21 protein-coding genes and 1 tRNA gene are annotated in these 21,827 nt (G+C 38.0%); 13 read left to right on the top strand and 9 right to left on the bottom strand.

Features of this window, described 5'->3' with window-relative positions; genetic code table 11:
• Positions 1–92 precede the first annotated feature (92 nt).
• The 10 genes from WAO84_RS08165 (at position 93) to WAO84_RS08120 (ending at position 9,604) form a co-directional block, all read left to right on the top strand.
• Complete coding sequence (locus WAO84_RS08165) at positions 93–1,355, top strand: 3-deoxy-D-manno-octulosonic acid transferase (RefSeq protein ID WP_340065009.1); 1,263 nt, start codon at positions 93–95, stop codon at positions 1,353–1,355.
• Positions 1,345–1,674 (top strand): hypothetical protein, encoded by a 330-nt coding sequence (locus WAO84_RS08160; RefSeq protein ID WP_340065008.1) that lies wholly within the window; start codon positions 1,345–1,347, stop codon positions 1,672–1,674. Before WAO84_RS08165 ends, WAO84_RS08160 begins: the two co-directional genes overlap by 11 nt.
• 345 nt (positions 1,675–2,019) lie before the next feature.
• Complete coding sequence (locus tag WAO84_RS08155; RefSeq protein WP_340065007.1) at positions 2,020–2,646, top strand: RNA polymerase sigma factor; 627 nt, start codon at positions 2,020–2,022, stop codon at positions 2,644–2,646.
• A 211-nt stretch (positions 2,647–2,857) separates the two neighbouring features.
• Entirely contained in the window at positions 2,858–3,046 is a 189-nt protein-coding gene (locus WAO84_RS08150; RefSeq protein WP_340065006.1) for a hypothetical protein, read from the top strand.
• A gap of 604 nt (positions 3,047–3,650) precedes the next feature.
• Positions 3,651–4,712: a pyridoxal-phosphate dependent enzyme gene (locus WAO84_RS08145; RefSeq protein WP_340065005.1), complete on the top strand. Its 1,062-nt coding sequence runs from the start codon at positions 3,651–3,653 to the stop codon at positions 4,710–4,712.
• 4 nt (positions 4,713–4,716) lie between these two features.
• Complete coding sequence (locus WAO84_RS08140) at positions 4,717–5,790, top strand: N-acetyltransferase DgcN family protein (RefSeq protein ID WP_340065004.1); 1,074 nt, start codon at positions 4,717–4,719, stop codon at positions 5,788–5,790.
• Complete coding sequence (locus WAO84_RS08135; RefSeq protein WP_340065003.1) at positions 5,787–7,304, top strand: hypothetical protein; 1,518 nt, start codon at positions 5,787–5,789, stop codon at positions 7,302–7,304. Before WAO84_RS08140 ends, WAO84_RS08135 begins: the two co-directional genes overlap by 4 nt.
• Complete coding sequence (locus WAO84_RS08130; RefSeq protein WP_340065002.1) at positions 7,301–8,092, top strand: creatininase family protein; 792 nt, start codon at positions 7,301–7,303, stop codon at positions 8,090–8,092. The genes WAO84_RS08135 and WAO84_RS08130 overlap by 4 nt, the downstream gene beginning before the upstream one ends.
• Positions 8,092–9,153, top strand: coding sequence for a mandelate racemase/muconate lactonizing enzyme family protein (locus WAO84_RS08125; RefSeq protein WP_340065001.1), 1,062 nt, complete (start codon positions 8,092–8,094; stop codon positions 9,151–9,153). The genes WAO84_RS08130 and WAO84_RS08125 overlap by 1 nt, the downstream gene beginning before the upstream one ends.
• A gap of 244 nt (positions 9,154–9,397) precedes the next feature.
• On the top strand, positions 9,398–9,604 hold the full coding sequence (locus WAO84_RS08120; RefSeq protein WP_340065000.1) for a hypothetical protein: 207 nt from the start codon (positions 9,398–9,400) through the stop codon (positions 9,602–9,604).
• 237 nt (positions 9,605–9,841) lie between these two features.
• Here WAO84_RS08120 and WAO84_RS08115 read toward each other — a convergent pair whose 3' ends face one another.
• The 7 genes from WAO84_RS08115 to WAO84_RS08085 all read right to left on the bottom strand — a co-directional run bounded on the left by WAO84_RS08115 (position 9,842) and on the right by WAO84_RS08085 (position 16,623).
• The gene (locus WAO84_RS08115) at positions 9,842–10,306 is read right to left on the bottom strand and encodes a DUF6428 family protein (protein WP_340064999.1); all 465 of its coding nucleotides are present in this window, start codon (positions 10,304–10,306) and stop codon (positions 9,842–9,844) included.
• Positions 10,307–10,453: 147 nt separating this feature from the next.
• Complete coding sequence (locus tag WAO84_RS08110; protein ID WP_340064998.1) at positions 10,454–10,786, bottom strand: ArsR/SmtB family transcription factor; 333 nt, start codon at positions 10,784–10,786, stop codon at positions 10,454–10,456.
• A 263-nt stretch (positions 10,787–11,049) separates the two neighbouring features.
• Entirely contained in the window at positions 11,050–12,759 is a 1,710-nt protein-coding gene (locus tag WAO84_RS08105; protein WP_340064997.1) for a serine hydrolase domain-containing protein, read from the bottom strand.
• The gene (locus WAO84_RS08100; RefSeq protein ID WP_340064996.1) at positions 12,756–14,258 is read right to left on the bottom strand and encodes a serine hydrolase; all 1,503 of its coding nucleotides are present in this window, start codon (positions 14,256–14,258) and stop codon (positions 12,756–12,758) included. Before WAO84_RS08100 ends, WAO84_RS08105 begins: the two co-directional genes overlap by 4 nt.
• 4 nt (positions 14,259–14,262) lie before the next feature.
• Positions 14,263–15,144 carry a DUF5694 domain-containing protein gene (locus tag WAO84_RS08095; protein WP_340064995.1) on the bottom strand — a complete coding sequence of 294 codons (882 nt, stop codon included), beginning with the start codon at positions 15,142–15,144 and terminating at the stop codon, positions 14,263–14,265.
• Positions 15,145–15,361: 217 nt separating this feature from the next.
• On the bottom strand, positions 15,362–16,336 hold the full coding sequence (locus WAO84_RS08090; RefSeq protein WP_340064994.1) for a helix-turn-helix domain-containing protein: 975 nt from the start codon (positions 16,334–16,336) through the stop codon (positions 15,362–15,364).
• Positions 16,337–16,538: 202 nt separating this feature from the next.
• A tRNA-Leu gene (locus tag WAO84_RS08085) sits at positions 16,539–16,623 on the bottom strand.
• A gap of 145 nt (positions 16,624–16,768) precedes the next feature.
• Between WAO84_RS08085 and WAO84_RS08080 the strand changes: the two genes are divergently transcribed.
• The 3 genes from WAO84_RS08080 (at position 16,769) to WAO84_RS08070 (ending at position 19,948) form a co-directional block, all read left to right on the top strand.
• On the top strand, positions 16,769–18,178 hold the full coding sequence (locus WAO84_RS08080) for a dipeptidase (protein WP_340064993.1): 1,410 nt from the start codon (positions 16,769–16,771) through the stop codon (positions 18,176–18,178).
• Positions 18,175–18,765, top strand: a complete 591-nt coding sequence (locus WAO84_RS08075) for a DUF3267 domain-containing protein (RefSeq protein ID WP_340064992.1) — start codon at positions 18,175–18,177, stop codon at positions 18,763–18,765. Before WAO84_RS08080 ends, WAO84_RS08075 begins: the two co-directional genes overlap by 4 nt.
• A gap of 82 nt (positions 18,766–18,847) precedes the next feature.
• The gene (locus WAO84_RS08070) at positions 18,848–19,948 is read left to right on the top strand and encodes a DUF4407 domain-containing protein (protein WP_340064990.1); all 1,101 of its coding nucleotides are present in this window, start codon (positions 18,848–18,850) and stop codon (positions 19,946–19,948) included.
• A 34-nt stretch (positions 19,949–19,982) separates the two neighbouring features.
• On the opposite strand, the gene WAO84_RS08065 is transcribed toward WAO84_RS08070, so the two are convergent.
• Both WAO84_RS08065 and WAO84_RS08060 read right to left on the bottom strand, forming a co-directional pair.
• Positions 19,983–20,216 carry a hypothetical protein gene (locus WAO84_RS08065; protein ID WP_340064988.1) on the bottom strand — a complete coding sequence of 78 codons (234 nt, stop codon included), beginning with the start codon at positions 20,214–20,216 and terminating at the stop codon, positions 19,983–19,985.
• A gap of 614 nt (positions 20,217–20,830) precedes the next feature.
• Positions 20,831–21,646, bottom strand: coding sequence for a dolichyl-phosphate beta-glucosyltransferase (locus tag WAO84_RS08060; RefSeq protein WP_340064987.1), 816 nt, complete (start codon positions 21,644–21,646; stop codon positions 20,831–20,833).
• Positions 21,647–21,827: the final 181 nt, after the last annotated feature.

Below are 21,827 nucleotides of genomic sequence, written 5' to 3'. Positions count from 1 at the left end.
AAGTTATTAGACGGACAATATTACGAAATAAAGGAACGATACCCCAATGAATTTTAAGCAAAGGCTGTATTTTAGCAGGCAAAGAATAAAAGGTGCATTTTTTATATAACATACTGGTTTATATCACTTCTTTCTTTATACGAATAGCGGCATTGTTTAATACAAAGCTTCGCCTTTTTGTACGCGGGCGTTCGGGTGTTTTTAATACGCTTCGGAAACAGATACCACAGGAAAGAAAGGTAATTTGGTTTCATGCAGCTTCGCTGGGAGAGTTTGAACAGGGGCTTCCGGTAATGGAACGGGTAAAAAAAACATTCCCGGATCACAGATTACTGGTTACTTTTTTTTCACCTTCAGGTTACGAAGTAAAAAAGGACCATCCCATACCCGATATCATAACTTACCTCCCTTTAGACACGCTTAAAAATGCAAGGCGGTTTTTAGAGATCGTACAACCGGAACTGGCGGTTTTTATTAAATATGAGTTCTGGCCTAATTATTTAAAGGTTCTAAAAGAGAAGAAGATAAAAACCCTGGTAATTTCTGCCATTTTTCGAAAAAACCAGTTCTTTTTTAAGCCCTATGGCGGATTTATGCGAAAATCTCTGAAAGGAATTGATCATTTTTTTGTTCAGGATACTGCTTCAGCCCAATTACTGAACAGTATTGGGATAAACCAAGTTACTGTTTCAGGTGACACCCGGTTTGACAGGGTGCTGAAAATACTCGAACGTGATAATACACTTCCTTTTATGGAGACTTTTTGTAACGGAAACTTTTGTGTCGTAGCGGGTAGTACCTGGCCGGAAGATGAAGCCCTCCTTATACCTTATATTAATGAGCATACCGAAAACACAAAGTTTGTTCTGGCTCCGCATACCATGAAATCTGCGCAAATACAAAAACTTCGGGAAAGTCTCCGAAAAAAAGCAATACTTTTTTCAGAAAAAGAAAATAAAGATCTCAGCAATTACGATGTGCTTATTGTAGATACCATAGGATTACTTACCCGTATTTATAGTTATGCACATATTGCCTATGTTGGAGGTGGTATGGGTACTTCCGGACTTCACAATACACTGGAACCCGCCGTGTTTGGCATACCTGTTGTAATAGGCCCTAATTACCACAAGTTTCAGGAAGCCGTAACACTGGTAGAAGCCAAAGGGATACTTAGTGTATCTAACCAAACCGAATTTACAGAAGTTATGAATATACTTATCTCTGATAATGATCAAAGAAAAAAAACCGGAAATATCAATGCTTCTTATATTCAAAAAAACGGAGGGGCTGGTATCCGAATTTTAGAATCTATTCGTATATTAATTAATAAAACAGAAAAAAATGAGACATAACACATTAAGCATATTGCTTTTACTGGTAGTAATCATGAGTTTGGGAGCCTGTGGAGAGGCAACCAGAGAAAAAACCAAACAGGCTATTGAGAAAGCTGCAGAAGATGCTGAAAATGCCATTGACAAACTTGAAAAGGAAAGTGAGAATGTAATAAATGAGGTGGAGAAGGCAGCCAATGAAGTAGAAAAGGCAGTGGACAAAGCCGCTCAGGATGTTGAAAAAACTATTGAAGAAACCAAGCAAACTGCTGAAGAAGTAGGGCAGGAACTGGAAAAAGCCAAAGACAGTATTCAAAAGAAACTGAAAAGAAAGAACTAATGAGAACATCCCGGGAAACCGGGATTTTTCCTATAATTCCTACTGACCCTTCAACATTAATACTCATAACCCATAGATATTCCGTTTACCGGGAAATTGCTTAACAATTTTATCGCGTCTTCCATTCATTTGATCATCTGCTACAGTATTATTGGTAACAGCAGTAAAATGGCCAATGTGATTTTTTGGTTCTCTGTATTCACAGATTTCAGAAATTAACAGTAGTTTATTTGTGTTTCTGCACCTCAAGACTTTATTTGTTTTTCAGGTCACTTTTTTTAACTTTATACTTCTATTTTATCTAAATGACTTTTGCCAAAATTCAAGAAAAACATAATCATTTTAATGGGGGTTACCCACCAGGATTTTAGAAAAGATATCACAGCATTTTCTGATGATGAACTTATTGCTAAAATTTTAGAGACCAAAGATTCTGCGCTTTTTGGGAAATTGTATGACAGATATGGTGAAAAAGTATATCGCAAGTGTTATGGCTTCGTCAGAAACGAAGATGAAGCCAAAGATCTGACCCAGGACCTTTTTCTAAAACTTTTCATAAAGCTGGATACTTATAGAGCAGAGGCTAAATTTTCGACCTGGCTATATAGCTTTACTTATAATTTTCTGGTAAAATATGTAAAACGTGACCCTCACAAAAAATTGAGCGAACGTTGGCTAAGACTAAACAAAAAAGACGACCTTCAGACTTACGAAGATTTTGATGTTAATGAGGAAGAGCTTTTTGAATTTCAATCCTCGCTGCTTCTAAAAGCACTTGAGTTGGTAGAGCCTTCTGACAAAGCTTTACTTTTAATGAAATATCAGGATGGAATCCTTGTCAAGGATATTCAAACCATTTTTGGGATTAATGAAAGTGCCGTAAAGATGAGATTAAAGCGGGCAAGAATAAGAGTGACTAAAGTCTATAAAAAAATAGAATCTGAAACCAATGAGCGAAAAAAATCCGTTTAAATCCATAGAGCCTGATATTTCTTTGCCTGAAGAACTTAGAGATGATATCATACAGGAAGTAGATAAAATCATCGAAGAGCAAGAATAAGAAAAACGCTATCTCCAATATGGGAGAATTTCAAATAAGTACAATAAACCATTAGAGGGCCAAGGTGACCCGATGTTCATATCTGGGTCGTAAGAAGAAAATGTTTTCATATTCTTGCAAACTATGGAAAAGCATAACCCGTTTATGGATATTGATTTCACTCATATAGAGGCACCAAAAGAGTTAAAAAGTATTATCATTCAAAACGTAGAGTCTATGAAATTACTCATAGAGCTATGTGAATATTATGACAAAACCAATAAGGCCGCCATGTCTTCATTGTTCAAAACAGATTTTTTAATGTACGATTGAAGATAATCAGGCACCGGAATCGTTAGCATGCAAAACCTTATACATTCTTTTACTTATCCGCAGAAAGGCAGTCTCCTTGTTTAAAACAGTACATCAATCCTCTTAAAACCAAAAAAGTAACCGAACCGTTGAATGTTGTTTTCTCAATACCCTTGTCTAAAAAGGTCGCAAAAAACTTTGCCTATAACGTATGCATGCAATCATATCACTTTGTTTTTAAGATTCAAAATCATCGTATTGCGTTGATCACAGAGATTTCATAAACCATTTTTATGAAAAAAGCGGGAAATGTAAATGAAAAGGTGAACCCTGAAACAGATTGAATAGTACCTCCTCTTTTTTAAAGAATATCCAGAAAAAATCAATTGTAATGAATACGCTTTTTATGTTAGCAAAGTCTAATTGTCCTTTTATTCTGTGATGCTATCGTATTCATTATAAATTAAATACACTTCTTGCTTTATTGGGTCTTGGCCAAACCCCGGTTTAGGTATTTGTATTTATAACCTCTTATGAGGGTACAGGTCACCTCTAATTATTCAAAATAATAAGTGACCCAAAAAACAATAGGGGTCACAAGAGAAAAAACAAACTACCTGTTACAATGAACTTAAGAGATGGAGTAAAGTCATCGCAAATAAAAGTTTCGTCAGAGACACAAAAACTAAGTGATTTTATTAAAGACAAAACGAAAACACTTATAGACCGTTTGGAAAGCTTTGAAGACATTATCAATATTGAAGTAGGCGATACAAGCCTCTCGCGGGCCAAAACATTGGAACGTGAATTTGATATGCGACAGCTCTACATTAAAAACGAAGGCGAAAACCCTTCAGGCACACAAAAGGACCGTATTGCATTTGCCCAGGTGTATGACGCCTTGCGCCGTGATTATAATACCGTGGCTTTGGCTACCTGTGGTAATTATGGTGTAGCTGTGGCTTTGGCAGCAAATCTCGCCGGACTTAACTGCAAAATTTTTATTCCTTTATCCTACCATACAGAACGGGTTAAGGAAATGGAAAGTTTGAATGCAGAAGTCATTCGTCTTGGTGGCAGTTATGAAGAGGTTGTACGATCAAGTTCAGATTATGCAATGCAATACGATTGGTATGATGCCAACCCCGGAGGAGCCAATACACCCTTACAGATAAGTGCCTATGCCCAAATAGCCCAAGAAATCTATGAAGATTTAGGTGATGCGCCTAAATACTGTGCGGTTCCCGTTTCCAATGGCACTCTGTTCGCTGGTATCTATCGTGGTTTTGAGACCCTTTACAAAAGAGGAAAAACCTCCAGAATACCTAAAATGATAGCGGCCTCGTCAAGTTTTAAAAACCCCATTGTTACTTCCTTTAAAAAAGGACTGGAGCATTGTGAAGATCTAAAACCAGAGCTTGTAAAAGAAAGTAAATACAATGAACCTCTTATTAACTGGCACAGTTTTGACGGAGAAGAAGCTCTGTATGCATTGCGCGAATCAAAAGGTGAGGCCTTTCATATCAGCGACAAAAAAATGAAAGAAATGGCTTCTTTTCTTTTAAAGAAAGAAGGTATGAAAATACTCCCGGCTTCCACGGCAGGCCTTATCGCGCTATTGGAACTAGACGAAAAGATAAATTTTGAACCAGACCGCTTTGTAGCGGTCTTAACAGCTAAGAATTAAATAAATGAAAAGAACAATAGATGGTAAGGCACTGGTATATTGCGAAGGTGCTTTCAATACACCAAATGGCAAAACGGCCCATGGGTTGGTTCGATTTACTGAGCGGTATGAGATTGTAGGCGTTCTGGATAGTACCTATGCCAATCAGGATGCCGGAGCAGTACTTGACGGAAAAGAGAATGGGATTCCCATTTTTAAAAATATAGACTCCGCTATCGGGAAATTGCGAGATACAGGAGACATACCAGAGACCTTGGTCATTGGTCTTGCTCCCGATGGTGGCCGCTTACCTAGTGAAGCCAAAACTATCATAAAAAAAGCCCTGACCCTGGGCTGGAATATAGACAGTGGCCTTCACGATTTTATTTCCGACTATAAGGAACTATCTGATCTAGCCGAAGAATACGGGGGGCGAATCAGGGATATTCGAAAAACACCTCCAAGGAATAAACTTCATTTTTTCTCAGGGGCCATTGAAAAAGTTGACTGCCTAAAACTTGCTGTTCTGGGAACCGATTCTGCCATTGGCAAACGAACCACAGCATGGTTATTGGTGCATGCCCTGCACGCAGCAGGCAAAAAAGCAGAAATGATTGGTACCGGCCAAACGGCCTGGTTGCAAGGTGCCAAATATAGTATGATCATGGACAGTTGCATCAATGACTTCGTTTCTGGGGAGATCGAGCACGCCATTGTAAGTGCCTATAAAAATGAAAATCCCGATGTCATTGTAATTGAAGGACAAGGTAGCTTGATGAATCCGGCCTACCCTGGTGGTTTTGAAATTTTAGCAGCCGGAAGGCCTGATTATGTAATTCTGCAGCATGCTCCCACACGAAAGGAATATGATGGATTCCCAGGGTATAAATTGCATCCTTTAAAAAAGCAGATCAATGCCATACAAACCATATCAGGCAAGAAGGTCATTGCCATAACCGTAAACCACGAGGGCCTTAAGGAAGATGAAATCATGCCTGCTTGCGAAGATATCTCCGTCGAAACCGGTTTACCTGCCTTTGATATATTAAAGTATGGCGCCGAACCCCTTGTTAAATTGATAAAAAAATACACAAAGTGAAAAGAATAAGGGATCTGTTGGTTTTCAGGCAACTAAAGGTAAGTCATCTGGTCATTGAACCCAAAAGGGTCAAGGCAACTTATACCCTCACCAGAATGGATAGTGAAACCATAAGTAAAGACCTTATTTACAGTTATGACCAGCCTTACTTCAATAAAAACGAAACACCGGACATAAACCTGGCCTCAATGATGGTAGCTCAGGTAGCTCTTAATTACGGGCTTTTTTGTAATACCATAGTATTTGACGGGCTATTTGATGCCACAGACCGTCGTTTCCTTTTAGATATGATGGAAAACACCTCCAGAGAGATTCTGGTAAATAAGTTTTTTACCAAAAATGAATTTCTTAAACCACCGTATGACACCCTCATTCCTGAAAAGCTAAACCGCTATACCGCTGCCGAAGTCATTTTCGAAAACAGTCAATTTTCTGGTGTTACCCTTAGCCCTGTAAATGAGACCACCAAAGAAAACGAATATACCATCTTGAGCAGTGGTGGTAAGGACAGTCTGCTAACCTATGGATTAATAAAGGAATTGGGTGTCCCGCATCCTGTTTTTGTTAATGAGAGCGGTCGGCATTGGTTCACGGCGATCAATGCCTATAAATATTTACGAGAGAATGAACCAAATACTGCCAAACCGTGGTGTAATAGTGACCGGATTTTTAACTGGATAGTAAGACAGATGCCCTTTATCAAAGAAAATTTTCAGAACATTCGTGCTGATATTTATCCCATTAGGCTGTGGACGGTGAGTGTATTTCTTTTTGGAGTATTACCAGTTGCCCGAAAACGTAAAGTGGGTAATATCTTGATTGGCAACGAATTTGACACTACTATGAAAGGCATTCAACATAATATTTCACATTATCAGGGACTTTATGACCAAAGCAAGTATTTTGACAATGCATTGACCCGTTATTACCACAAAAAAGGGTGGAATATCAATCAATTTTCACTACTGCGAAGCCTTTCAGAGTTGCTTATCATGAAGATACTGGTAAAACGTTATCCCAGATTGCAGCAAGAGCAGGTATCATGCCATGCAGCACATGAAGCGCAAGGAAGAATGTTACCTTGTGGCAACTGCGAAAAATGCCGTCGTATCGTAGGCATGTTAACCGCTTTGGGTGAGAGTCCCAAACGCTGTAGCTATAATGAAGACCAGATCTCAAAGGCACTCCAAGATCTGGCCAAGAAAAATGTAAAGCAAATTGGTAGTGATGCCGCTCATTTATTCCACCTGCTGGTTAGTGGCAAACATATTGAGGTAAACGAACATACCAAAAGACTGGCGAAGGCCCATCCAAGGATTATGCATTTGCGCTTTGACAATGAGCGTAGTAAAATGGAAGATTTGCCATTACACATCAGAAAGCCTTTGTTCTCCATACTGGCAGCATATGCTGATGGTGTCTCAAATCAAAATGAACGCATTTGGCAAGATGCACATTTGAGCGACTTGCCAATAAACGTATATTACAAACCATTACAAAAAGACACTAAATGAATACAAAACATTCTTTCCTTTGGGAACAAAAGACCTGGCCTGAAATAAAAGATTACTTAAAAACTGTGGATACGGTTATCTTGCCCACAGGTGCCATCGAACAACACGGACCGCATTTACCTGTGGATACTGATTATTATGACGCCAAGTACATGGCCTACAAAGTAGCCGATGCCTGCAATGAACCCAAACCACTGGTGTTACCTACCATTCCCTTTGGAGTGTCTTACCACCATGATAGTTTCCAGGGCACATTGAGCGTTACCAATGATGCGCTTTCCCGTTTTGTGTATGACCTGGGTATGAGCCTCGCCAAAAACGGAGTAAAGAAAATAATCATTCTTAACGGTCATGGCGATAATGCCCCCACATTGAGCTATGCCGCACAAATGATCAACCGCGATGCCAAAATCTTTGTGTGTGTAGATACCGGTGAAACCAGTGATGTTGACCTTTATAAGCTTATTGATACCCCTAATGACATTCATGCAGGGGAAATTGAAACCAGTACATCCTTAGCGGTACGGCCCGATATGGTACAAATGGACAAGGCCGTGAATGAAACCATGAGCTTCGGTAGCAAATTTCTTGATTATGACAACGAACGCGGCGTAAAGTGGTATGTACACACTCACAAAATATCAGAAAGTGGTGTCATGGGTGATGCCACAAAAGCAACAGCCGAGAAAGGAAAGAAAATGTGGGAACTAATGATCCAAAACATGGTGCGCTTCGTAGAAAGCATAAAAAATACTCCCTTAGAAGAACTATATCAAAAAAGATATTAATGAAGATAACCAAGATAAGCTTCGACCGATGGGACTTCAGGCTTACAGAACCTTATACCATTGCTTATGAGACTGTAGATCGTACCACCAATTTCATATTGAAGATCGAAACCAATTCTAAAATAGTTGGTTATGGTTGTGCCGCTCCCGACAAAGAGGTGACTCAGGAAACAGTTCAGGAAGTCGAAAACAATATTAAAAGTTTAGTCATTCCTTTTCTAAAAGGCAAAAACCCCTATATGGTATCTCAGCTACTGGAGGGAGTATCAGGGTTAGTCAATAAAAAATCTTCCACATTGGCCATGGTAGATATGGCTCTTATGGATATTGTTTCAAGAAAAACCGGCATACCGCTCTACCAATTCCTGGGAGGGTATAGAAACCACATCCCTACCAGTATTACCATAGGGATTTTACCGCTGCAGGAAACTTTATTATCTGCCACAGAATATATAAGCCAGGGGTTTTTTATCCTGAAAATAAAGGGTGGAATATCTTTGGCCGAAGATATTGAAAAAATGGTGCGACTTCGGGAAAAGTTCCCTGGCATCACATTGCGTTTTGATGGTAATCAAGGATATTCTGTGGAAGAAGCCCTGGAATTTTTTGCAGCCACTAAAGACCTTAACATTGAAATCTTTGAACAGCCCACTAAAGTTGGTACTGGAAAAAAAATAGGAGCGGTTACCGAAAAAGTTGCTTTTCCGGTGATGGGTGATGAGAGTGTTAAAAGTTTGCAGGATGTGTATCACCTGGCCCATAATAAGTTTATTGATATGGTCAATATCAAGCTAATGAAAGTAGGCGGCATACTTGAAGGTATGCACATTAACTCCGTAGCCAAAGCAGCAGGTCTGGAAGCCATGGTAGGCTGCCTTGATGAATGCAGCCTTGGGATTGTTGCTGGTCTTCATTTTGCCCTTTCACGACCCAATATACAGTATGCAGATCTAGATGGTCATCTGGCTATTGAAAATGACCCGTTCAAAGGTCTTTTTACGTTGGAAAACGGCATACTTTACCCTTCTGAACACCCAGGTTTGGGAAAAATAAAGATATAATGTAAAATCTCATTATACAGAGGTTTTATTATGACCGCCTATGCCATTACTACAAACGAATTAGGCTTTTACAAAACTTCTAATTTGAACAAATACTCCAAAAAAACACCGGTTTTACACCTGGCAGGTATGGTAAGACAACCTTGAATCCTGATAGTTCCTGTGGCAGTGCTCTTTTTTACAAAAACCTGCGACGATGTTATGAATATGACAGGGATCGGGCACCAGAGCAAATGCCCTTGTCATGTTTTCATTGCTCACAGGTGTCATCATAACCGTATATTATCAGGCGGGGTTTAGTATGAGCCGGAACGGCACGTTAGAGCCAGGTCTGGAAGGTTATGAATACCACTTACTGGCACTGGCTGTAAGTATTCAGCTTTATTCATTGGTGGGGAGTAGTGGAAGGTTTTCAATAGATCATTGTATCTACGAAAAAAATAATCCCTAAAAACAAGTTTTCTTTATACCTGAACAAATACCATTCACAGTTTTGTATCCGGTACAATAACAAAAACGGTTGAAGCTATTTTTTCTTTAATGTAACAGTAAAGCATATATGGAATGGGTATATTTTAATTATAGCGATTATATTAAGAGCAACGTCAAGCCGAGAGGGTCTTAGGTCCCTCCCGGCATTTTTGATCGTACTACAGTTTATTTAAAATATTTTTGAATAAATATGCTGTTAACAACAACCGCTGTTAGGCTCACACGCAGATGATGACAATTGTGAAAGCGGTACTTTGAGTTTCTCCGGCGGAATACCGCATTTATCTTTTGCCAGACAATTAGTAAGCTTTGTCGTTAGTAAAAAATGCTTTCCGTCAAACTCCAAACCGTATTTACCAATAGTATCACCCTGATACTCTACTTCAACCTCTAAATCTTCCAGACCAAGAACACGTTGTGAGAGTTCAATAATGTTTACCAGCTTTTCAGGATGTAACCGGTGGTCATAGTCATTGGCTTCCCACAACTGAAAATTAGCTACCTCTTCTCTGCGAACGGTGCCCCCGCAATCTATAAAATGTTTGGATACTCTCCCCACTTCTGTCACATGAAAGTGTCCCGGCACAAAAGATCCGTTTGGTAATTGAAACCCAATAGTATCAATTTCTTGTAGTCTGGATTTGATTTCTGATAATTTCATACTCTGTTTTTGTTTATAGTATATTTATTGGTTTCTGTTTACAGGTAACGTACCCGTTTTGTTTTCTTTAAGCACCTGCTCTCTGATTTTCCTGACATATCAATACATTAATTAATCGCAATAAAACAATTAATAGTGGTAAATTTTTTAACAGCATTCGGTATTATCCATAATATCCTGATCCAAGAACTGCCCCATTACTTTTTTCATTGCCAGCCAGTTTTCTTTCTCTATACAATAACAAACGCTTGTACCTTCTACGCGCGCTCTAACCAGTCCTAAATTCTTAAGTTCTTTAAGATGCTGTGATATGGTAGGTTGTGCCAGACCAATATCTTCAACCAGATCACCACAATAACAAGCATCCATTTTAAACAATTGCTGCAAAATAGCTACCCGGGCAGGATGCCCGAATGCCTTGGCAAAAATGGCAATTTGGTTTTGCTGATCTGTAAATATTTCGGTTTTGGCTAAACCCATTTTCTTTTTAATTATTTAATCGCAATATTACAATAAATATACTATTAAACAAAGCTCTCACTCATTTTTAATTGTAATATCTACTTCGAAGATATACTTAATGTACAGATCCTCGTCCTGTTTTTTGAAATAGTACCGAGTATTATAGCAGAAAATGTTTTGACAATGTTTAAACTTATCTTTTACTAAGGGCTATCTTTTTTCTAAAAAAGTTGATCACTTTTTATATCGTTGTCTTACTCTCTTAAATCATCTTTTTACACTTACTTGATTTTCTTGAAGTAAACACCGCTTACACGCTGGTCTCCAATAGAAAATCCGTTCACAACCCTATCTTCATTAATCTCAAATTTAATTTCCCCAAAGCCTATCCATACCATTTCTTTACCGTTCCATACTATATTGCTATTGACTTCAACAGGATAGATTTGTATAGGTTGGTTATAGTTAATATGTAAGTACAGTTTATCGTTTTCATTAATAAAAGTATAAACTGTATTGAGTTCTTTACTTTCATAGACACCCACATACTTATTTAACTCTTCAATGTTTTTTGGTGGTGTCGCATCAAATTTTCTAAATATCCTTTGTACGTTTTCGAAATGTATTTCTAATGGCGCTTTATCATTTTCTGAATCAAAGTGCAATTTTGTCTTCCCGTTGGAATACGGCAGTATATATTCATTTTGCGAAACAGGAAGCAGAAATTGCCTTTGCTCACTGTTTCCGCTATCTAAAAAGAGACTGTCATTCTCAAAAGAAATTCTACGGTAATAATTCATTTGGTCTGTCCAGTAATATCCTGTTCGTTTTTTGGACGTAACTATAGGTAAATCAACATTTGGCGAGAGCTCTGTTGTTTTTTTATTTTCTTTCTTAATATCTTTAAAAATGCCATCAAGTACTATTTCGGCAACTTTAAGAGCATCACCTGTAGGATCTAGATATGCAGAATTTCCTAAAAGGATTACTGTGGTCTTTTCTTTGGGAAACCTCACCATATCCACACGAAAACCAAGCATACCTCCATTGTGCTGTATCACTTTTTGCCCTTTATACTCCCAAACATTGAGCGCAAGGGCATAATCAATCTGATTGCCATTATTAAGAACTCCTTTTTGGTACATTTTTTCGCTAAAACCGGGTACCCCAAGTAAATCGTTATAAAATGCGCTGTCCCATTTTGCCAGATCCTGAACAGTGGTGATAATCCCCCCATCTCCGTAGGCATCAAATACCTGACTTCTTCGTTCATACTTTTCACCATCAATAGGCCAGTAACTCACTGCGCGATTGGGTACTATTTCATTGTGGTTATCAGATACGAAAGTGTCCTTCATTTCCAGTACATCAAAAACACGCTCTTGCAGAAACGTTCGCAACGGTTGGCCACTTACCTCTTCAATCATCTTAGCCAAAACCGCATAACCTCCACTGCTGTATCGGTACTCTGAGCCTGGTTTAAAGTTGAGTTCTTTTTGCGCTTTCACCAGATTGTAAATGTCATTTGTATCAAATACTTCCTCAAACTTCCTGTCAATTCCCTGAAAAAGTTGCAGCGAGTTAGTTTCCCGAATGCCACCTGTATGGTGAACAAGGTGCTCTACGGTAATCTCGTGGTCATAAATGGGGAAATCAGATAAGTAGTCCGTAACAGGTTTTTTAAGATCTAATTTACCTTCACTCTCTAAGATCAATAGTGCAGCAGCGGTAAACTGCTTGGCCATACTACCAATATAGAAAGCCGAGCTGTCACTAATGCCAACATCATAGTCAAGATTGGCTTTGCCGTACCCTTTAGAATAAACAAGTTCTCCGTTTTGAACAATGCCCAGGGCATAACCTGGCCTTTTCCCATTATGCTTTTCTAATAAGCTGTCAATCGTTTTTTGTTTCACTTTTGAAATGGAGTGTTGCGCGAAACCTGAAGTCGCCATCACCAGAAAAGTAAGAAAATGAAAAATATGTTTCATTTGGGTTGGTGTGATCTTTTAGAATGTTCTTCCAGCCACTGTTGTGCCTCAACGGTGTACCAGTTCTTTGAAAAGTTCCTGGCGTTTACAATTTGTTGGAAGTATTTCGAAGCTTTCTCAAAATCTCCGTTTTTGTTATAAAAACTGCCTAAATAATAATTTGCATAAGGGTTGTTGGGATCTTTCTTTAAAAGATGCTTCCCAATGGTAGTGATTTGATCGTCGAAATCCCTGAATTCACCTAAATCTCTATGAAAAGCAACTTCCTTTAAGAAGGAAAGGTTATGTAACAGTGATAAATCAGTATATTCTAAATAGTCTGGGTATTGAGAAAAGAGAATTAGTAATAATTGTTTACTGATGTCCAACTCCTTGATATCGAATTGTGCCATAAAGGAAGCCGCCAAAGCCTGCGCTCTGAGTTTATCCCTATGCAATAGTGAATTTTTAGCTGCTGTGCCTAAGGTTTCCTCTAAAAGTGGCATTTCTTCATTGCTGAAAACTAAATTCTTCAACAAACTGATCACGAACAAAGAGGATGTTGCATTTCCATAAATCAGTCGGGCGGAGTCACTCATCAAATTGTTATTTGCCAGTAGTATAAGGGTAATATCATGAGACGGTACTTTTACCCATAGACTGGAATAACAATCGTATTGGCCATAGGCCCAGACTAACTTTTTACCTGAAAAAATCTCGCTAAATATGCCGTAACCGTACGGTAATTCGTTTTTGAAAGATGAAAACATTTGATTTTTGGATGCCTCTGAGATCAACCCATTGTTATCCAGAGTATTGTCCACTTTGATCAAGTCGCGTGCAGTGGTCACCAAACCGGCTGAAGTGGAGAAACCATAGTCCACAGATCCGGGTTTAGTTCCATCATCGATTATATAAGGTTTTGCAAATGATTCATTTCTTTGGGCTATGGAAGTGGAATCCTTCAGAAAGAAAGTATGCTTCAACTTTAAGGGTTTTAAAATGGTTTGTTGTACGGCAGATTCAAACGATGTTTTGGAGCTACTTTCTATTATTTGGGTAAGGGCACCAAAGCGGCCGCTATAATAGAACTTCTCTCCGGGAGGTACTCCCTGTGAAGTGTGTGATAAAATGTGCTTTACCTTAACAGTTTTGTCAAAAGGCTCGTTCTCAAAAAAGTCATTGGCTGGGGCATCTAAAGATATTTTTCCCTTTTCCGCCAGTGACATCATGGTAATACCGGTAAACACTTTGGTAATTGATGCGATAGGGAAAAGAGTGGTGCTATCTAGTCTTTTTTTTGCTTCTACATCACGATAACCCAAATAGTCTTCATAGATAATTTCATCATTTCTTTTCACCAAAACTGCCATGCCGGGTATCCGGAAATAAGCATTCAAATCAGCTATTTCTTTTTTGAAGATAACCAGCCCTTTGTCTTTTTTTAGTTCTTTTTTGGTTTCTGAACAAGAAATCAAAAAAACAGGCAGTAAACAAAGTGATATGAGTGATTGTTTCATTTTGTCATTTGTTATTGATTAATATCTCAGAAGATTCAATCACCTTAAAATGATTATTTTTTCTTAATAAATCCTGGAGAACACCTACATGTACCTGACCTGTTATAAACAAAATACGTTGGTCATTATGTTGAAGTTGGGTATTTAGAATATTCGAATAAATTTTCAAGTTCCGTTCATAAAAGAGGGAAATAAACTCTGCGCCAATATACCTTTTGTCTATGGTTTCTTTATCTATTTTTTCATAAGATAAAAATTCCCCATCTGTCACGTAAGCAGGGACATTGAAAAGCAACCTATGAGATAAAGAAACGTTTTCGGGCAAATTCATTTTGAACAAGGTTTCTAATAGCGTAGCCTCTCCTTTTAAAAATTTACCCACAACACTTCTTCCCAAATTTTGGAATTCTTTTAAAGCATTTTGATATTTTTCAATGTTTTTACCAGATGCGAGAAGACTTTGAGAAGTGCTTTCATAATGGTTGACACACTTGGGAGCTTCTAAATTGAGTTCTTTTGCCAGGCGAAAGGCCAACTGATAGACTTCACCTGCCCCATTTTCTAATTCTTCTAGTTTTAGCTTATTGTTCTTATAAAGCCTGTAAAGGCTATCTATTTGAGGTTGAAACCCGGGTTCGCGTTCGATATAAATTTGGTCTGGTCTGAAGATCTTTAACTTTCCTAATACATCATATACCTGCTCCTTTGTTCTTTTACTAAAAAAATCGGTTAATTCATTACCAGATTTATGTATCTGTGAAAAGTGGAAGGTACCTAATATAGCGATTTGCGTACTCGTATTTTCCTGCCCCAAAGACGCTAATGGAAATAAGCAAAGAATTAATGCCGGTAATAGTAGGTTTTTAGTAAACTTTCTAGATATCATGGTTAAACTATTTGTTCCCGATGTTTACAGATGGAGTGTTTTATTTAAGCACTCGTTTTGCGCTGTATTTTTGAGCCTGTTATTCCAAAGAAAAAATCTCATATTCTCTTAATGCGGTAAACTCTATTGCAATGATAGGGCCTGTTCTGCTATTTCATCATCAAAAAAACGTAAGCCTATGCCCCAAAACCGTAAAAATGAGGGTAGCCTCATCAATTTATTTGTTAAGATATTCTGAAGGCAAAAAGCCGTGAACTTTTTTAAATGCGCCAGCGAAATGGCTCATATTTGTATAGCCTAGCTTGTAACCTACAGCAGAAACTGAATCGTTGTTTTCTGAAAGCATATCCAAAGCTTTTATCATTCTTCGTTCTGTGATCTCTTTAGAAATACTTTTACCATACACCGCCTTACACAGGTTTTGTAATTTACTTTCGCTAAATCCAATTTTTTTGCTTAGATCCAGTACTTTCAACTCTTCGCCCAAATGCTCATCTATATATGTCATTAAATCAAACAACCGGGAAACATCATCATAGCTTGAGACACCAAGTTCCAAATGTGATCCTCGGTTTAGAAGTTTACCAAAGAACAGTGATAATAGCTCTAATGTCTTTCCATAAAGAAATGCTTTTCGAAAATGAGTCTTAAAATCTGATTTGAATACAGATATCAAAAGGGCTGTGATTTTACTGTTTAAGCGCTCATGCATGAAAAAAGGAGAGGCTTTTTCAATCTTTCCCATTATGAATTCAATTTCTTCTGAAAAAAAACTGCCTACCCAATTTTTGTCCATTACGATATGGAATTGTTCGTTGTAAGATCCTGGAGGAAAGATTGCGTAAGATTCTACACTCCCATTTGCAAAATAGACCCCATGCATTAAACAATTAGTAACTTCATTAATTTTATTATCGGTAAAACGTAGTTTTGCCGCACCCGTTAAGTGAAAATCCAGAATTAGCAGGTCATTGTTCTCTGTTCCCAGTCGCCTAACCTTAATAGGCTCATTTTGCTGAAACTTACTTATCTGTACAGATAAATGTTCATGTAGTTTATAAAACTCTATACTTGCCTCTATGTGGTCTTTCTTTATTTCAAATCTCGGAGCATCATATTTTTGCCCGAAGGCTTTGGCTATATCTTTGGCTAAAATACTGGTATGATCAATTTTATAGGCTACTTCTAACATCTAAGATATTTCTTTTACTAATATAGATTAAGTAAATTACCTTTTGTTACGAAAAAACGGAAATAGGGTACTTTTTAATGTTTTGGAGCTATCACAACTCAATTTGGAAACTTTAGCTGAAAAGGAATGCTTAGAATTTCTTTAGTGAAGTTCTTTTCACAACGATTTTTAATAAAAAAGCCCTCAAAGATTTGAGAGCTTCTGGTGCGGGCGAAAGGACTCGAACCTTCACACCTTTCGGCACTAGATCCTAAGTCTAGCGTGTCTACCAATTTCACCACGCCCGCTTTTTTGGATTTGTGGGTGCAAATATAAACAAGTTTTTTAATTTATAATTGGTTTGAGATAAAAACTTATACTTTCTGAAAAATGTAAATATCCCGCCATAGTATGCCAGGCATTTTGTAAATTTGAGTTTTAATTATACTCTTCATGGAAAACTTACATTCCTATGTTCAGGCGCACAAAGACCGCTTTATTTCTGAATTGATTGAACTACTAAAACTCCCTTCTGTAAGTGCCGACCCTGCATTTTCACAAGATGTGCTGGATACGGCAGAGGCTGTTGAGCAGGCTCTGATAAAAGCCGGGTGCGATACCGTTGAGATTTGCGAGACTCCCGGATATCCCATAGTTTACGGAGAAAAAATAATTGACCCTGACCTTCCTACGGTTCTTGTTTACGGACATTACGATGTGCAGCCTCCCGACCCGCTGGATCTATGGGAAAGTGGCCCGTTTGAACCGGTTATCAGAAAAAATGACCTGCATCCCGAAGGTGCCATTTTTGCAAGAGGGGCTTGTGATGATAAGGGGCAGTTCTATATGCATGTAAAGGCATTAGAATTTATGATCCAAACCCATCAGCTGCCCTGTAATGTAAAATTCATGATTGAAGGTGAAGAAGAGGTAGGATCTGTAAGCCTGAGCTGGTTTATTGAGCAGCATCAAGATAAACTTGCTAACGATGTGATCCTGATTTCAGATACTGGTATGATCGCAAAAGAAGTGCCTTCTATTACTACCGGACTTCGGGGTCTTAGCTATGTTGAAGTTGAAGTTACCGGCCCAAACAGAGATCTGCATTCCGGGCTGTACGGCGGTGCTGTGGCTAACCCTATCAATATCCTTTCTAAAATGATAGCTTCTTTACACGATGCTAATAACCGTATTACCATACCCGGTTTTTATGACAAAGTACAAGAGCTAAGCCAAAAGGAACGGGCACTTATGGGAGAAGCTCCTTTTTCTCTGGAAGCATATAAAAAAGCATTGAACATACGTGCTGTATATGGAGAGGAAGGATATACCACAAACGAGCGTAATTCTATCAGGCCTACACTGGATGTAAACGGTATATGGGGCGGTTACACAGGAGAAGGTGCTAAAACCGTTATCCCTTCAAAAGCCTATGCAAAGATCTCCATGCGATTAGTTCCTGATCAGAACTGGGAAGAAATCACAGCCCTGTTTACTTCACATTTTGAAAACATAGCTCCCGAAGGAGTCACCGTAAAGGTTACTCCTCATCACGGGGGACAGGCCTATGTAACTCCAATAAAAAGTATTGGGTATCAGGCTGCTGCCAGCGCCTATGAAAAAACCTTTGGAAAAACACCTGTACCGCAACGTAGCGGAGGTAGTATTCCCATTGTTTCTTTATTTGAAAAAGAACTGGGCAGCAAAACTATTTTAATGGGATTTGGCCTGGACAGTGATGCTATTCATTCCCCTAATGAACATTTTGGTATTTTTAACTACTTAAAAGGTATTGAGACTATTCCTTATTTTTATAAATACTTTACAGAATTATCGATGGCCGATACATCGGGGGAAAAATGACACTTATAAAAACGGTTTCACACGATACTATAAAACCTTTTGTTAAAGAGTGCTTTGATCTTAAAGGTAGCTACCGTACTTTCTACATATTCTTTTCTCTTATTTCATTTGCCGGGCTGGCGGGACTAACAGGGTACAGTGTTACCAGGCTTGTAATGGGAGATACTGTGTATATTATACAACTGGGAGCAGCTCTACTTTTTTGTCTTACTTTGCTTATCATCCTTCATGAATTGTTGCATGCACTGGCCTATGCAGTATTAGGAGCCCGACACCTCTATTTTGGTGCAAACCTCAAAAAATTTGTTTTTTATGTAGGTAGTGATGGTGATTTTTTTAGTGGAAAACAATTTCGTATCATCGCCCTCAGCCCTTTTATAGGTGTACTTTTTTTAAGCATTTTGTTACTTATAACCGCTCCGCAATACACTTTTTTTTCGTTGTTTGTAATATGCCTGCATTCTTTTTTTTGCGGCGGAGATTTTGGCATGCTTAACTATGCTGCCCAGTTTCCTGATAAACAATTTTTCACTTCAGATTCACGCAAAAAGAAAGAAACCTATTTTTTTCTGAAAGATCCAATATAAAAAGTAACTATATTCTGTTTTTGATGTAACATTTTGAATCTGTATGCGTTGTAATAACATATCATCCATCAAAAAACCAGTTATGTTAAAGCGCTTTTTTATTCTGTGCTCAGGAGCAGATACCGATATTCTGAGTAACTGCTCTCAGGGAGAGCAAAACAAATATGCGGGAATAGGAGCTACCGTTTTTTTTACAGCCGTTATGGCATTTCTTGCAGCTTCCTATGCGCTCTATACTGTTTTTGATACCATTCTGATCTCTGTTTTTTTTGGCTTACTCTGGGGACTTCTTATTTTTAATCTGGACCGATTTATTGTCTCAACACTTAAAAAAAGAGAAACGCCGGGAAAAGAATATCTTCAGGCCCTCCCAAGAATATTGCTCGCAGTAATAATTGCTGTGGTCATCTCAAAACCCCTGGAGTTAAAGATCTTTGAAAAAGAGATTGACAGAGTGCTGCTGGAGGAAAAAAATCAAATGACCCTCGATAATAAGGCACAAATAGCACTACAATATACACCTTCCATAGAAACTCTAAAACAGGAGATCAATACCTTAAATGTACAAGTGCAACAGAAAGAAAAAGAAGTAAACAACCTGTACCAAACCTATATATCAGAAGCAGAAGGTACTGCCGGCACTCTTAAACTGGGGAAAGGCCCCGTGTATAAAGAGAAAAGAGAGAAGCACGATATGGCACTTGCCGAATTGCAGACGCTGCGGGAACAAAATGCGGCTAAAATACAAGAGAGAGAAACACAGCTAGCTTCTCTAACCAAAACTTTTGATGCCAGAGTTAGCGATTCACAACCGGTTATTGACAGGTTTGACGGTCTCATGGCACGTGTACATGCCCTGGGTAAATTACCCTGGCTTCCCTCCTTTTTTATATTTATGCTTTTCCTAGCCATAGAAACGGCACCCATATTTGTAAAATTGCTTGCTCCCAGAGGAGAGTATGACCTGAAACTTGAAGATAAAGAAAGTACTCTGAAAACCTGGGTCGCTCAGAAAGAAGCACAACGCAAAAAAAACCAACAGGCCGAATATACGGTAGATGATACTATTTATCAGGATCTGAAAGAAGACGAAGAACTCTATACTTACAAAAAGAAAAAAGCGAAAGCACTTATGCAACTACAGGCCGATGCTTTTTATGAGCATCAGAAAAAGAACCTTTAAATACAGTTTTTAAGTTGGAATATATCTAAAAGATCTATTCTGATCTTTGCCCCTCATCCAGTATATCTCGTATCATACGTTGTTGTGCTGCCTTTTGAGCACCAGAAAGTGTTTTTTTATAGTCATCTGGTTGAGAAACATAAATAATTTGCCCATCTTTAAAAGCACCCCACCAATAGGCATTATGAGATTCCTTATACTTTACCTTTAGGTGATAACCTTCTTCTGTAATAATCTCCTTAAAACCTTTATCGCCTTCCCACTTCATGAGCTTTGTCTTACTATATGAATCATTTTATGAATCTGCTTTCTCTTCCTGCACTTTTATAAAACGCCGCCGGAAGCATTACGTTATATTCTTTGTAAATACTTTAACAATATTGAAAATGTGCTTTTGGCAGGATACCCCTGTCGAGTTAGTTGAGTTAAAAATAACACCCTATCAGATTAGGTGATCTGATAGGGTGAAATAGGGGTATTCAAAAAATGGTTATATTCTCAATAGTAACAGCTAAATACATATCCTAATAGATGGCTTACACACTTTTCACTCCCACCTTTCTTTACTATACCTTACGCCTTTTATTTTCTTACTTTCATAAAAAAGAACAGTCAGTATTAGCTTTTCTTTAGTAAAAATACGTGATAATTATCTTACAATCCAAATCAAACTCAAAAATAGACATACCGTAAAGGCAGTGTATCAATTTTCGATGGATGGAAATTATCTGTAGGCGAATGGCAGTTTTTGATCGTTAAAAAGTAAAACTTCTTCCTGACCGGTATGGGTTCATATATGTTAAAGAACGTTGAAAAATGCTTTTTTAAAACTGTACCCGTCAAAGTATGGGGGGGGATATTACTTAACGGGTACATTATTTTTTAAAGTTCAACTGTAAGTTGAAGGGAATCTGCTAAATAGTTGGCAGGTACCGGTTTTACTGAAAAGGATTCCATTACAGGTAGTTGCACAGTGTAAGCAAACCATATGCTAAGTAATCTGTAAGGGATTTGCATGGCATCTTTAAGACCCAGCTTAGAATCATCTACATGCACCCATCTCATTAATTGCACTTCTTGAATATGATTCATGATCTTACCGGCTCCGTAAAACTTTTTCAATCTTAAAAAGATCTCCACATCAAACAACCATCTTGAGATAAACTGATTATTATAAATTACAGGGATCACTTCTTTTCTAAAAACCTTGGCTCCACATTGCGTATCTGTAATAGGGAGTCTCAAAATCATATAAACCATAGTTTTAATAATTCTCGAAAACAACTTTCTGAAGGAGTCTCTCTCAACATTACCATCTCCTTTTTCTCTTGAACCAAATATCATGGAGAGTCGGGTATTTTTATCCAAAATTTTTACCAGTCGTTCCATATCGTTAAAATCTGTAGATAGATCAGCATCAATAAAACCAATGTATTCAATATGAGATTTATTGTAAAGATATCTGGCCCCTACTCTAACCGCTGCTGCCTTTCCTCCGTTTCGCTTCACATCTATTATACTTACTCGTGAAGGTACTTCTGCTTTAATGGTTTTTAAAACTTTTATGGTGTTATCACTACTACCGTCATTTACGAAACAAAGGTGATAGTTGCTTTTCTCTTTTATAAAATTGACAAACAATTGAGTTTGTAATCTCTTCTCCTCGTTATAGCATGGTATGATTATTCCGGTTTTCATAATTTCTTTTTTTAGAAGTTATACACCAAAAATAGCGGCGTAAAGCAAGGTAAACCCTTACTTTTCGGTGGAGAAAGCTGCTAGTGTAGATGAATGGCATGTAACTTTCGACAAGCTAATAGTGTAAGAATATCCTTTGTCGTATATTTAAATTCTGAATAAAGGTTTCCCAACGGATTTC

This window comes from Ascidiimonas aurantiaca (assembly GCF_037646345.1).
Classification (GTDB): domain Bacteria; phylum Bacteroidota; class Bacteroidia; order Flavobacteriales; family Flavobacteriaceae; genus Ascidiimonas; species Ascidiimonas aurantiaca.
Note: the sequence above shows the minus strand (reverse complement) of the source record. Positions and strands in the feature narration are given on the sequence as shown.